This is a genomic window from Pseudomonas sp. PSB11, assembly GCF_014596605.1.
Taxonomy (GTDB): Bacteria; Pseudomonadota; Gammaproteobacteria; order Pseudomonadales; family Pseudomonadaceae; genus Aquipseudomonas; species Aquipseudomonas umsongensis.
Genome location: NZ_NOIO01000004.1, coordinates 178,120 through 190,745, shown reverse-complemented (window position 1 = coordinate 190,745; position 12,626 = coordinate 178,120). Strand labels below are relative to the sequence as shown.

At 57.1% G+C, this 12,626-nt stretch carries 10 protein-coding genes; 8 read left to right on the top strand and 2 right to left on the bottom strand.

The features are described 5' to 3' along the window. Positions 1-26: 26 nt before the first annotated feature. The 7 genes from CGA21_RS07575 (at position 27) to CGA21_RS07545 (ending at position 8,078) form a co-directional block, all read left to right on the top strand. Complete coding sequence (locus CGA21_RS07575) at positions 27-659, top strand: ABC transporter ATP-binding protein (RefSeq protein WP_223194056.1); 633 nt, start codon at positions 27-29, stop codon at positions 657-659. After that, positions 656-1,549, top strand: coding sequence for an efflux RND transporter periplasmic adaptor subunit (locus tag CGA21_RS07570; protein WP_188263873.1), 894 nt, complete (start codon positions 656-658; stop codon positions 1,547-1,549). Before CGA21_RS07575 ends, CGA21_RS07570 begins: the two co-directional genes overlap by 4 nt. Beyond that, complete coding sequence (locus CGA21_RS07565; protein ID WP_179055928.1) at positions 1,546-3,033, top strand: efflux transporter outer membrane subunit; 1,488 nt, start codon at positions 1,546-1,548, stop codon at positions 3,031-3,033. The genes CGA21_RS07570 and CGA21_RS07565 overlap by 4 nt, the downstream gene beginning before the upstream one ends. Further along, complete coding sequence (locus CGA21_RS07560; RefSeq protein WP_110747104.1) at positions 3,030-4,172, top strand: ABC transporter permease; 1,143 nt, start codon at positions 3,030-3,032, stop codon at positions 4,170-4,172. The genes CGA21_RS07565 and CGA21_RS07560 overlap by 4 nt, the downstream gene beginning before the upstream one ends. A 242-nt stretch (positions 4,173-4,414) precedes the next feature. After that, the gene (locus CGA21_RS07555) at positions 4,415-4,990 is read left to right on the top strand and encodes a hypothetical protein (RefSeq protein WP_188263872.1); all 576 of its coding nucleotides are present in this window, start codon (positions 4,415-4,417) and stop codon (positions 4,988-4,990) included. Positions 4,991-5,332: 342 nt separating this feature from the next. Continuing rightward, positions 5,333-6,508 (top strand): integrase, encoded by a 1,176-nt coding sequence (locus CGA21_RS07550; protein ID WP_223194055.1) that lies wholly within the window; start codon positions 5,333-5,335, stop codon positions 6,506-6,508. Between the two features lie 277 nt (positions 6,509-6,785). Then, positions 6,786-8,078, top strand: coding sequence for a tyrosine-type recombinase/integrase (locus CGA21_RS07545; RefSeq protein WP_028688854.1), 1,293 nt, complete (start codon positions 6,786-6,788; stop codon positions 8,076-8,078). Positions 8,079-8,856: 778 nt separating this feature from the next. On the opposite strand, the gene CGA21_RS07540 is transcribed toward CGA21_RS07545, so the two are convergent. Together CGA21_RS07540 and salA are read right to left on the bottom strand one after the other, a co-directional pair. Next, positions 8,857-10,203 carry an MFS transporter gene (locus CGA21_RS07540; protein WP_023629719.1) on the bottom strand — a complete coding sequence of 449 codons (1,347 nt, stop codon included), beginning with the start codon at positions 10,201-10,203 and terminating at the stop codon, positions 8,857-8,859. 73 nt (positions 10,204-10,276) lie between these two features. Continuing rightward, entirely contained in the window at positions 10,277-11,566 is a 1,290-nt protein-coding gene (gene salA / locus CGA21_RS07535; protein ID WP_024075419.1) for a salicylate 1-monooxygenase, read from the bottom strand. Between the two features lie 127 nt (positions 11,567-11,693). On the opposite strand from salA, the gene CGA21_RS07530 reads away from it, so the two are divergent. Further along, positions 11,694-12,596, top strand: coding sequence for a LysR family transcriptional regulator (locus tag CGA21_RS07530; protein WP_023629248.1), 903 nt, complete (start codon positions 11,694-11,696; stop codon positions 12,594-12,596). The last annotated feature ends 30 nt before the right edge of the window (positions 12,597-12,626 follow it).

Here is a 12,626-nt window from a genome sequence, read left to right as displayed (position 1 = left end):
AATGGTTTGGCGAGGGGAGTGCGCGCATGAAGGCCGTCGATGATGTGGCGCTGGTTGTTCAATACGGTGAGATGGTGTTTATCGTCGGACCTTCGGGCAGCGGCAAAACCACGCTGCTGAGCATGATTAGCGGAATCTTGCGCCCGGATGCCGGCACGGTGACGATCAATGGCCAGGATATCTGGAGCCTGGACAGCGAACAGTTGGCGCAACTGCGCCTGAACGACATCGGCTTTGTGTTTCAGGATTATCACCTGTTCACCCGGTTGACCGCTGCCGAGAATGTCGCCATTCCGTTGATTCTCCAGCATTACGACTGGAACGATGCCATCGCACAGGCGAGGGCGAGCCTTGAGATCGTTGGCCTCAAGGATCGCGCGGATATCCTGCCGGTCAAGCTTTCCGGCGGTGAACAACAGCGAGTTGCCATCGCGCGTGCCATTGTCGGCAAACCGCCGATCCTGATTCTGGATGAGCCCACCGCGTCCCTTGATGGCGATACCGGCAAGATGATCATTGCCTTCGTCAAGGCTCATATCCTCAATCAGCAACGATGCATTCTGATTGTCACGCATGACACGCGGATCAATGAATACGCCGATCGCATCATCTGCATGGAAGATGGCCGCATCGCCGAGCCCAAGCGAACTTCGCCGTGAAAAAACCGCTGCTGTTCATGCTGGCGGTGCTCGGTGTGCTGGGCGGTTTGGTTGCCGCATACCTGTTCGGTCGTACACCGCACACGCTGCCGCCAACATTCGCGCCGGCGAGTAGCACCTACGACACCGCCATTTATGCCAACGGGATTATCGAAAGCGAGCAGCCCGGTGGTAACAATATCGTGATCTACCCGCAGGTGGCCGGGCCTGTGACTCAGTTGATGGTGTACGAGGGGCAAGCGGTCAGCCGCGGTATGCCGTTGGCGACCCTGGACGACGCTGTCCCCAAGGCCAATTTCGAATTGGCGCAGGCCAATTTGACCACCGCTCGGGACCAGTACAACAAACGGCTGGCGTCCTACGCCATTGATCCGAAGTCCATCAGCAAAGACAGCCTCGACACCGCGAAAAATCAGATGGCCCAGGCTCAAGCCGCGTTAAAGTCGCAGGCGGCGACGTTGGCGCAGTACGTGATAAAGGCACCCACGGACGGGGTGGTTCTGGCCGTCAACAGTTCGGTGGGCAGCTATGTTTCTCCCCAGGGCGCCTACAACGTGTATACCCAGGCGTTCAGCCCGCTGATAGTGATGAGTGGCAAACAGGATTACCTGGCGGTGCGCTGTTACGTCGACGAGATCCTGATTGCCCGTTTACCCCCGCCCGAGCGCATACGGGCGCAGATGCTGGTCCATGGCACGGATATCCGCGTGCCGCTCGAGTTCGTGCGGGTGCAACCCTACGTAACGCCGAAAATAGAGCTGTCCAATCACCGTCAGGAGAAAGTCGACCTGAGGGTACTGGCGGTTGTTTTTCGCTTTGAAAAAAAAGACCTGTCCATGGTGTATCCAGGGCAGTTGGTCGATGTCTTCATAGGTCAGAAAGAGCAATGACCAGGCCACGCCGCGGTTGCCTATGGGCCGCCTGCGGACGCCTCCTGTGCCTGTTATTGCTGACCAGTGCCTGCACCGTCGGGCCGGATTTTTCCCGCCCCTCAGCGCCCACGCAACAGGGCTATGTGCGCGATGCCTTGCCAAATACCGTGGCGGCACAGGGCCAGACGCAACGCTTCAGTGCCGGTGCCGATGTCTCGGCGTACTGGTGGCGACTTTTTCGCAACCCGTCGCTGGATGCCCTTGTGCAGCAGGCGATTGCCCAAAACATGACGTTGCAAGCCGCGCAGGCCAGTCTGCGGCAGAGCCAGCACCTGCTCATGGCCGGCAATGGGGTGTTCTACCCGTGGCTGGATGCTCGCTTCGAGGCCAGTCGCCAGCGTAACAGTGCCGTCCGGCAGGGGCTGACGACAACCGATTCGATCTTTAACCTGCTGACATTGAGCGGCACGATCAGTTATACCCTCGACCTGTTTGGCGGCGCGCGGCGTACCGTCGAAGGGCTGCAAGCACAGGTCGATCAGCAGACCTGGTTGATGCAGGCGACTTACCTGACCCTGACAGCCAATGTGGTCAATGCCGCAATCGCCCGCGCCGCCTATGCCGCGCAGATTGAAGCCACGGAGCAACTCATCGACCTGCAACTTCAGCAGCTTCGTTCCACCGAAGCACAAGTGCGTGGCGGTACGGTGCCGTACTCGGCGACTCTCAGCCTGAAAAGCCTGATTGCCGCCAACCAGGCCCAATTGCCAGCCCTGAAACAAAAAGTTAGCCAGGCCGAGCATTTGCTGGCCACGCTCGAAGGCGTCGCACCGAGCCAGGTCGAACTCCCGCAGATCCGATTGTCGGAGCTCATGCTGCCCGAAGATTTGCCTGTCAGCCTGCCTTCCATGCTGGTTCGCCAGCGCCCGGACATCCTGGCTGCCGAAGCGCAATTACACCAGGCGAGCGCTGCCATCGGGGTGGCCACGGCGGCGATGTTCCCCAGTTTCAGCCTCACCGGTACCTACGGTACGGCCGGCTCTTCCGCCCATTCGCTGTTCGCCGACGGTGGACGACTCTGGAGCATCGGTCACGCGGTCGACATCCCATTGTTCCAGGGCGGTCGCCTGTGGTTTGGCCGCAAGGCCGCCATCGACGCCTACCAGCAAGCATCAGCCAATTACCGGCAAGTGGTGCTGGAATCGTTCGCGCAGGTGGCCGATGTGCTTAAAGCGCTGGAGTTCGATGCAGTGGCACTGCAAAAGCAGGCTGAAGCGCAGGCCTCGGCGCAAGAGGCCTTGAGATTATTGCAGGCCAACTATCGCTCGGGACTGGTGACTTATCTGGATCTGTTAGTGGCCGACGTGCAGCTGCATCAGGTCAACATTGCCTATTTGCAGGCGCTGGCCCAGCGTTATCAGGACACCGTGGCCCTGTTCATTGCCCTGGGCGGCGGTTGGTGGAACCGCGCGGATGCGGGCGGCGGCAGGCCAGCGCCATGAAATACGCCGGCCTGCTGCGCATCGGGTACAAGCTCCTGGTCAATGATCGCGCCAAGTTTTCCGCTCTGCTGGTGGGCATCACCTTTTCGGTGTTCCTGATGATGCAAATGACTGCCATGTTCGCCGGTATCCTGAACCGTGCTTATTCAACGGTGACCAACATCGGGGCACCGATGTGGATCATCGATCCGGCGGTGAACACACCTACCATCGTCACCCCACTGCCTGACTACCTGCTCGATGCGGTGCGCAGCATGAAGCAAGTGGAATACGCGGTGCCGATTTTCATCGGTAGTGCACAGGTGCGGCTCAACGACGGCACTTACCAGGGGGTCAGCGTGATCGGGCTGGACGATACGAGCCTGCTCGGCCGCCCGGAGCTGGAGCAGGGGGTCATCGAGGATATTTACGCCGAAAACGCCTTCATCATGGTTCACGATGCCGAGTTTGCGAAGTTGGGCAACCCCCGCATCGGCACCACCTTTGAACTCAATGACCACCGCGGCACCATCGTCGGCATTGCCAAGGTTCTGGTCGGCGGATTAACTGGCGTGCCGACGCTCTACACCACCTACCGGCGCGCCATCGAATACATACCCACCACCCGTTTCACGGTGTCTTACATTTTGCTCAAGCCCAGGAGCAAGCGGGCTGAGGCGGCCATCAAGCAACAAGTCGCGCAGTTAGGCTACATCGCGATGACCCGGGCTGAATTCAACCAGCGCATCGCCAATTACTACATTTATCAGACCGGGGTGGGCACCAACATCCTGATGATGACGGCCATCAGCTTTCTGGTCGGCTTATCGATTTCCGGTCAAACGTTCTACAGTTTTATCCTGGAAAACCTGGACAAATTCGCTGCCCTTCGGGCAATCGGTGCCAAAAGGCGAGAGCTGGTGTACATGATCCTGTTCATGGCGCTGTTCACGGCCATGACCGGCTATGGATTGGGCATCGGCCTGGTCACCCTGATGATTGCCCTTGTACGGACGTATTTACCCAATTACGCGGCGATTATTACCTTCTGGAATCTGGGTTTGGCTTTTGGCCTGGTCCTTCTCATCGCCGGGTTTTCCAGTTACCTGGGCATCCGCAAGGTATTGAGGATTGAACCATTCGAGATTTTCAGAGGCTAAAAGCGGTGTCTGAATCCAGTTTTATATTCCCAGCGTATTGTCTAGCCTTAGAGGAGGGCGGTTTTACATCACTGATGCTTAAATCGGCTATTAGTAACTCAACTAAACAGACATTTAGTTTAGTTATTCTTTTTGGTCATAACGGAGCGGGCAGCTGAAGGGGCGAGTTCATCTCAACATTAAACGCACGAGATCCGTTCGAGTTAAGCTCTGGTTGAAAATTTCAATCGGGAGTAAGCCTGATGCCGCAGATTCTGACGCCATGGATGGTTGAGAGCGCTTACCGTTATTTGAATGCTGCAATAAAACTTAGGCGTGGTCATGACATGCTGGACATTGCCCAGATTAATGCTGCAATCGGCAGGGAAATCCTCCTGAAAAGCTTCATATCAAAGCCGGATGACAAGCTTGGCCAGGTCAATGAAACCTACAAACTGGACGACGATGCGCTTGAGGCTGCACACGCGTATTTGAAAACAGCAGAGAGAGTTCCGACTAACCGCAGATACCCAAATAAGCACGATCTGCTGACGCTATTTTATGCGATCTCTGAACCGATCCGGCAACGAGTTCGGCTTGATCGTCGAGAGCATTGGATCGAGAAATATCGCGACGTTTTCACCAAGGCGCGTTATCGATACGAGAAAAGTGCCGCGAAAGGTTCCGACGACATCTTGATCGGGATCCTGGACGAGCTGATTGATGACGTGGTGGACTGGTATCGCGAACTGGGCTGCAAAGATCTGTTCATCGTGTGTTACGCAATGCCGTCGCAGGAGCAGCTATCGGATTCCGATCTGGAGTCGAAGAGGTTGTGAGCCAGGCTTCAAATCTGACCACTACACGCTCACACGTGCGTATATAACAGTACGCATAATGTATATTATGTTAAATCATATGTTATGTCAGATATGTTCATGCGCTGATTATGTGACGCCTGATGAAAAAGTAGAAAATGACTGATTAAAAAAAATACCAAGATATCAGTGAGATGCAGCATTCTCCGCTGTCAAGGTTTCCCTTGCCCCCCCTCGTTAACGGTTAAAAAAGGAGAATCCTGATGAGGCTTTTGCCTGTTTAAAAAGCCTAAAAAGAAGACTAAATACTGTGCTATTTTTCAAGAGTACTCGTGACTTCCTTTTAGACCAATGGGATCGTCAATGTCAAAAGTCATAGACCCTCGGCCTGTCCTTGCTGGTCCCGAAAGTATGTCTCTCGATCTCGGGCTGTACTACGCTCGCTACCCCTGCATCGAAGCCTTCCTCAGTAGTCTCTCCGCTAATCTTGATGTAGAAACGGACTTAAAATGCGCTATCCGCTTTCTTGCATATCATAGTCACCCGCTTGGAACCTTTAATAATTACCGAACATTCGTTGAACGTTTGCTCCTATGGAGCTGGATTGTCGCCGAAAAAACTGTACTGACACTAGATAAAGAGACGTTTACGAATTTTATTACTTTTTGCAAGATGCCACCTTCAAATTGGGTTGGATTTTCTACAACCGCTAGATTCGCTCAAGTCGATGGTAATTCGGTTTTCAATGAATCATGGCGGCCTTTCAATATTCGAGCATCTAAAGATGTAGGGGCGCGCAGCCCTAAAGTGGAAACCTTGCGTTTCATTCGTAGCGTTTGTAGTTCATTTTATGGTTTTCTCTGCGAGGAAGATGTGATAGCGATAAATCCAGCTATATCATCACGAACTTTCTATGGAAGAGGAATGCGCGCTACTTACCCTGTGGAACGATATTTAACTTCCGAGCAATTAGGTCAGGTTCTGCAAGCGCTAGAATTTCATGCGCTGGGTGATCCTGCTGGTGAGCGTGCTCTTTTTATAATAGCAGCAACGACTCTTATGTGTTTGCATGCTGCAGACCTTGCAAATGCTGATAACTACTGCCCATGCATGAATTGCTTTGTTCTAGACGATGCCAGATGGTGGTTGATACTAGAGGCGCCAGGTCGGCTGCTAAGGAAAGTTGAAGTCACTCCAGAGTTCCTGCCCTACTTGAGACGCTATCGAAAAAGCCGAGGACTACCCCCGTTCCCAGAGCAGAACGAAGAAATCCCTATCTTGGAGGCTAGTCACGGGCGCCCCGGTCTTTCCGTGCGACAAATACGAAGCATTGTTAAAGAAGCGCTTATGAAAGCTCATGCAAGCATTACTTCTACAGACAAAGGCGGTGAGCACTGGAATATCCTGCTTGGTGGCAGTATGCGTTTTTTGAAAGAAAGCGGCGCAAAGATTCGTGCGCAAAGCTTCCGCCCTGCCGAGTTGCAGAAATATCTAGGCATTTTCAGCTTGGCTTATACCTATGGAAGGTATTATGGTTGATAGAGCGTTCCCCGCTAGCTTAAATTCCTGGCCTATAAGCTTCTCTGGCGGGACGCCCGGCAGACTCATTTCTCCCATTTAAAAATCCGACTCCAATCGTAACTGCATGTTATTAAACGTATTATTTGTAAGGATCATGGGGTTACAGATTTTAAGAAGGACAGCGAGGATTGATCGGAGAAATCTAAGCAATATCCGATAATCACCAGACCCGGATATTGCTCTATACTACGCTGAAAGACCGATATAGACGCATTCGCCCAGGTTGAACCACTTCATGTCGCAGCATCCCCAGCCGCTTTTCGAGACCTTTGATCGCTTCCACGAACTCAACTTTCTTCACCTCAATGGCGAGCTTCCAGCGGTTCGGGACTTCCTCCATGGTTGTGCCGATGAGCTCCAGGCCGTCGAGGGCTATCGCGCCGTTCGGGGATTTCTGAAGTCCTACGCCGGCAACGAAGCCACGTTCAACTCCTATCGAACCCACGTCGAGCGGCTGCTGCTCTGGTCCCTACTGGTGGCTGTCAAGCCCCTTGTTGAACTGCGTCGCCGGGACGCCGAGGCCTTCATGGAGTTCTGCCTCAACCCGCCCGCCGACTGGATAGGTCCGGTCGTAAAGTCCCGCTTCCTGCGCGTGGGTGGTCGCAAGAAGCTCGACACGGACACCTACATCGTCAATTTGCAATGGCGACCTTTCAGTCACACTGTGGCCAAGCGCGAACGCAAGATTGCCGAAGAGGCCGTTGCCGCCCTTCCCTCCCGTCCCTACCGCTTGTCCCAGGGATCGGTGGCTCAGGTATTCGCAGTCTGCGGCAGCTTCTTCCAACACGCGATTGATGAGGGTCTCACCGAGGTGAACCCCTTCCGGGCGGTAAAACAGAAATCCATCTACAAGCAACGCAACACCTTGGATGTGGCGTCACGTTCCCTGACTCCGCTGCAGTGGAGCTACGTGATCGAGACTGCCGAGCAGATGGCCGCGACCGACCCGACACACGAACGCACTCTGTTCATCGTTGCGACTCTGTTCTCCATGTACCTGCGAGTCTCCGATCTGGTCGGGCGTGACAACTGGACGCCTACCATGGGCGACATCCGCCGCGATAGCATGGGCAACTGGTGGTTTCATGTGGTGGGCAAAGGCAACAAGGCCGCCAAGATCAGCATCCGCGACGAATACATCCAGAACTACCTGATACGCTATCGCCAGCATTTACAGCTCTCCCCCCAGCCATCTGCCCACGAGAAAACACCGTTGATCAGTTCCCTGAAGGGGCGTGGTGGGCTATCTGATCGACATATTCGCCTGCTGCTCCAAGGGCTATTTGATCGCGCTATGGGGCGTATGGCTGAGGAAGGCTGGAGCGATGACGAAATAGACCAGTTGCGTTCAGCTTCACTGCATTGGTTACGCCACACCTCCGCAACCTTTGATGCACCATATCGAGAGATGAAGGACCTCCAGGCTGACCTTCGTCACAATAGTCTCAGCACTACCCAAAATACGTACTACAACTCGCTGGACGAACAACGGGCACACTCGGTGAAAAGCCTTCCAATCAGACGTTAGACGCCCATTAAACACACACTTGTTTAGCCATCGCGCATAGCTTGAGAACGAGAAAATTTTCCTTGGCTCAGGTGATGGGTGAGTTATGCAACCAGCGCATGCTCGACCTCGACTCGCGGACATGCCATCTGCTTGCTGGCGCGTTTCTGCGCCAGCAAGAAATCAGGAGGTCGCGCTTCCGTCGTCATTGAAAAAGTCATCACGGGAGATGCGTCCGAAATCGCTGAGGTCTTGGTCTTACTGGTCTTCAGCGACCGTCTCGAAGATCGTCGATCATTGCAGCCTTCGTGCTGTACTTGGCTCCGAGATGTACCAGCCTCTCGATGTTCGCGGCAGTGAAGAACTGGTGGCCGGCAGCGATGACTCTCTGTGCTTTGATAATCCCGTGCAGGACTTCACCCACCCATTTCGCAGGCTGCGATCTTCAGGCGTTGGGGTTCGACAAGGCCCGGTCTCATCGTACGGGGCGTCCTGATTATGATCCGGCTAATCTGCTCAAGATCTGTCAGTACGGCTACGTGCAGCGCAACCGTCACGTTCATTGAAAAGTATGGATGTGATGACCGGCGCCTCAGCACCTGCTAACCATCGAGTTGGCAGCCGCTTCGAGTCTCAAGGCTTTCTCATGATCCAACGCCTAGCCTAGGATCCGACTACGCACAGCGGATCGGCATCTATAGCAGCCGAGACCATGGTGGTTCCATATGCCGGTTGCGAGCGGTCAACCAGAGCACCACACCCGACATGGGTGCGGTGCTCAGTTCCTGATAGCAGTGGATCAGCCGGCAGTCGATTCCAGAGGTTTCTCCATCAGCGTGCAGACCTGACCCGGCCGGTGCCAGAGAAAACCCATAATGGCGGCGGCGCCCACCAGCCCCGGCAGCGCGAACGCCAGAAAGCTCGCCTGCAACGGCAGTTGCGCGGCGTGCAAAGCTCCGCCCAGCAACGGGCCGATGATGGCGCCAATACGGCCAATTCCCATCGCCCAGCCCAGACCAGTGGAGCGGATATGCGCGGGGTAAAATTGCACGGCGCAGGCATTGGCGAGGATCTGCGTACCGATAGTGCAGGCCCCGGCCACGCCGATCAGCAGGTAGAGCACCGGCAGCGGTGACTTCAGCGCCAATAGACTCAGCGACAGCGCACCGGTGGCGAAGAACGCCAGGAGTACCCGACCCAGGCCTATGCGATCTCCCAGCCAGCCGCCGCCGATTGCCCCGAAGATGGCGCCGAAGTTCAGCACCAGCAGGAACGCCAGGCTGGAGTTGAGGCCGTAGCCGGCAGCGTTCATAAGCTTCGGCAGCCAGGAACTCAGGGCGTAGACCATCAGCAGGCAGCAGAAGAAGGCCACCCAGAGCATCAGCGTTTTCAGTGCGCGACCATCCTGGAACAACTGGGAGATGGCCACCTTGCCCGCCTGCCCCTTTGCCAGATTGAGCCGGTCGTGCATTTTGGGCACGTAGTCGGGCTCTGCCCTGGCCAGCAGCTCTTTGGCGCGTTCGACCTCCCCCTGGCGCAGCAGGAAGTTCAACGACTCCGGCAGCTGGCGCACCAGCAACGGCAGCACCAGCAGCGGTACAACCGCCACGAAGAACACCGATTGCCAGCCCCAGCTGGGCATCAACGCCATGCCCAGACCCGCAGAGAGCATGCCCCCCACCGAGTAACCGCTGAACATGATCGCCACCAGGGTGCTGCGGATTTTCTTCGGCGCGTACTCGTTCATCAGCGCCACCACATTGGGCATCACCCCACCGATACCAAGCCCGGCGAAAAAGCGGCAAATGGCAAACTCCTCGGGAGTGCGCGCGAATCCGTTGATCACGGTAAAACCGCTGAACAGGACCACACAGGTCATGATGGTCTTGCGGCGCCCGATCCGGTCCGACAGTGGGCCGAAGAACAGTGCACCGAGCATCATGCCCACCAATGCGCAGCTGCCTAGCAGACCGGCCTGCAGCGCAGAGAGGTTCCAGGCTTGCATCAGCGACGGCAGCACCACGCCGTAGATAACCAGATCATAGCCATCGAAGATAATGATCAGCGCGCACCAGAACAGCACGCGCCCGTGAAAGGTATTGAAGCGGGCCCCGTCAAGCAGGGCGGAAACGTCGATATCACGCATGGCATAGCTCTTCTTGTCATTGTTATAGAGCCGGAACCGGCATCGAGGCCGATTCCGGTAGAACGACGCGCAACTAGGCGCAGTGGCTCAGGGCTGTCCAACCTAGTCGAGCGCGGGCATCTCGCACGTCAGCGTCGAGGTCGTGGTTCCACAACCAGTCGAAGCGGCTAGCCAAGGTAGCTCCCAGCGCCTGTTTGTCATCACCCACTGCCGGGTCACGCAGTTCGTAAAGTTCACCGGCTTCCCAGGAGGTACGCTGCACGCGGCAGGCACGCGGGCGGCGCAAGGCGTCGTAGGCAGCCAGCAACTCATCGAGGTTGCCGCGACTCACCTGAACATCTCCCAGCAGGCGGGCGAGGAAGTAGGCGTCCTCGAGCCCCTGCCCTGCCCCGGCGCCCTGGTGCGGCAGCATCGCGTGGGCGGCATCGCCGATCAGCGCCACACGGCCGTGGACATAACCAGGTAGCTCGGCGAGGTCGTGCAGAGCCCAGTAGGTTGGCGAGGGAATGCACTCCAGCAGGATTCGCGCAGCATCGCCCCAGCCGACGAAGGCGTCGAGCATCTCACGCTGGCTGGCCTGACGAACCCAGGGCGAATTCTCGGGCCAGGTGGGCGCGGGCTGACTGCGGTCAGATACGAAGGCCACCACGTTGATGATGCGCCCCCGCTTAACCGGAAAGGTAAGGATGTGGCCATCCAGGCCCAGGTACATCTGCGGCACGTCCACCAAGTGCTCGTCAACGCCAGCGGCACGGTAGGCCTCGCGCAGGTGCAGGCTATCGATCATGCCACGGTAGGCGCAGGTACCACTGAAGCGCGGCACGGCGGGCGGGGCCCCGATACCCTCGAGGACATGGCCACGAATAGCCGATTTGATGCCATCGGCGGCGATCAGCAAGTCACCGCGATATTCACTACCGTCGGTAAAGCGCACACAGGCCTCATCGCCGTGCTGCTCCACGCCCACGGCGCGCTTATTGAATCGGGCAATGCCCTCCGGCAGTCGGCTGGCGAGCACGTCGAGGAAATCCGCCCGGTGCACCGAAGACTGCCCCACGCCAGGAGCCACGCTCGCGCCAATGTAACCGGCGTCGACGCTGCGGCGCCATTCGAACCACACGTCCTGCCAGGGCTCGGGGGTGCGATCGGCAACCTGGGCGTAAGGCTCTGCAATGCCGAGACCGGCAATGGCTCGCACCGCGTTAGCACCGAAGGAAACGCCCGCTCCCACCTCACCGAAGGCCGGTGCGGATTCGAAGAGCTGGACGTCGAGATGGGAATGGCGGCACAGATCCAGTGCCAGGGCGACGCCGGAAATACCGCCGCCGATGATGCCGATACGCAGGGCAGGCTTGGTGATCATGTTTGTACCCATGATGTTGTTGTTGGAGTGAAGTCATCATGGGCGCACGAGAAATATTGATAAATACCGCAGCCTGCATACAAACTATTTCAAACCTGAATATTCCTACCAACCTATGAGGCAGACCATGGACCTGCGCGACCTGGATCTGAACCTGCTAGTGGTGTTCAACCAGTTGCTGATCGACCGCCGCGTCTCCACCGCCGCGGAAAGCCTGGGTCTGACCCAGCCCACCGTGAGCAACGCCCTCAGGCGCCTGCGTACAGCCCTGCAGGACGACCTGTTCGTGCGTACCTATCAGGGTATGGAGCCTACCCCCTACGCCCAGCAACTTGCTGAGCCAGTGTCGCTGGCCATCCATACCCTGCGCGAGGCGCTGAGTCGCCAAGACAGTTTCGACCCGCTAACCAGCGAACGCACCTTCACCATCGCGATGACCGATATCGGTGAAATCTACTTCACCCCGCGCCTGATGGATGCCCTCTCCCGCCTGGCACCAGGCTGCCGCATCAGTACCGTGCGCAACACCTCCGTATCCCTGATCGAGGCGCTGCAGAGCGGCACCGTCGACCTCGCCGTAGGCCTGCTGCCACACCTGCAGGCAGGCTTCTTCACTCGCCGTCTGTTCCATCATCGTTACGTATGCATGTGTCGCAAGGACCACCCCGTCACCAGCGAGCCGCTCACGCTGGAGCGCTTCTGCGCTCACGGTCATGTGCGGGTCATCGCCGCCACCACCGGCCACGGCGAAGTGGACGCACACATGGCGCGTCTGGGGATAGAGCGGGACATCCGTCTCGAAGTGCCGCACTTCGTCGCTGTGGGCCATATTCTCCAGCGCACCGATCTGCTGGCCACGGTACCCGAGCGCTTTGCCGAGTGCTGCGTCCAGCCCTTCGGTTTGGTGGCCCTGCCCCACCCCGTGCAGCTACCGGAAATCGATATCAACCTGTTCTGGCACGCCAAGTATCACCGAGACTCCGCCAACCGCTGGCTCAGGCAACTGATGTTCGAGCTATTTGCGGACTGACGGCGCCCGAAGTGCCTGACAGCCCATTGC

Coding starts and splice junctions, on each gene's coding strand:
- CGA21_RS07575 (WP_223194056.1), top strand. CDS start 27: ATGAAGGCCGTCGATGATGTGGCGCTGGTTGTTCAATACGGTGAGATG.
- CGA21_RS07565 (WP_179055928.1), top strand. CDS start 1,546: ATGACCAGGCCACGCCGCGGTTGCCTATGGGCCGCCTGCGGACGCCTC.
- CGA21_RS07560 (WP_110747104.1), top strand. CDS start 3,030: ATGAAATACGCCGGCCTGCTGCGCATCGGGTACAAGCTCCTGGTCAAT.
- CGA21_RS07555 (WP_188263872.1), top strand. CDS start 4,415: ATGCCGCAGATTCTGACGCCATGGATGGTTGAGAGCGCTTACCGTTAT.
- CGA21_RS07550 (WP_223194055.1), top strand. CDS start 5,333: ATGTCAAAAGTCATAGACCCTCGGCCTGTCCTTGCTGGTCCCGAAAGT.
- CGA21_RS07545 (WP_028688854.1), top strand. CDS start 6,786: ATGTCGCAGCATCCCCAGCCGCTTTTCGAGACCTTTGATCGCTTCCAC.
- CGA21_RS07540 (WP_023629719.1), bottom strand. CDS start 10,203: ATGCGTGATATCGACGTTTCCGCCCTGCTTGACGGGGCCCGCTTCAAT.
- salA (WP_024075419.1), bottom strand. CDS start 11,566: ATGATCACCAAGCCTGCCCTGCGTATCGGCATCATCGGCGGCGGTATT.
- CGA21_RS07530 (WP_023629248.1), top strand. CDS start 11,694: ATGGACCTGCGCGACCTGGATCTGAACCTGCTAGTGGTGTTCAACCAG.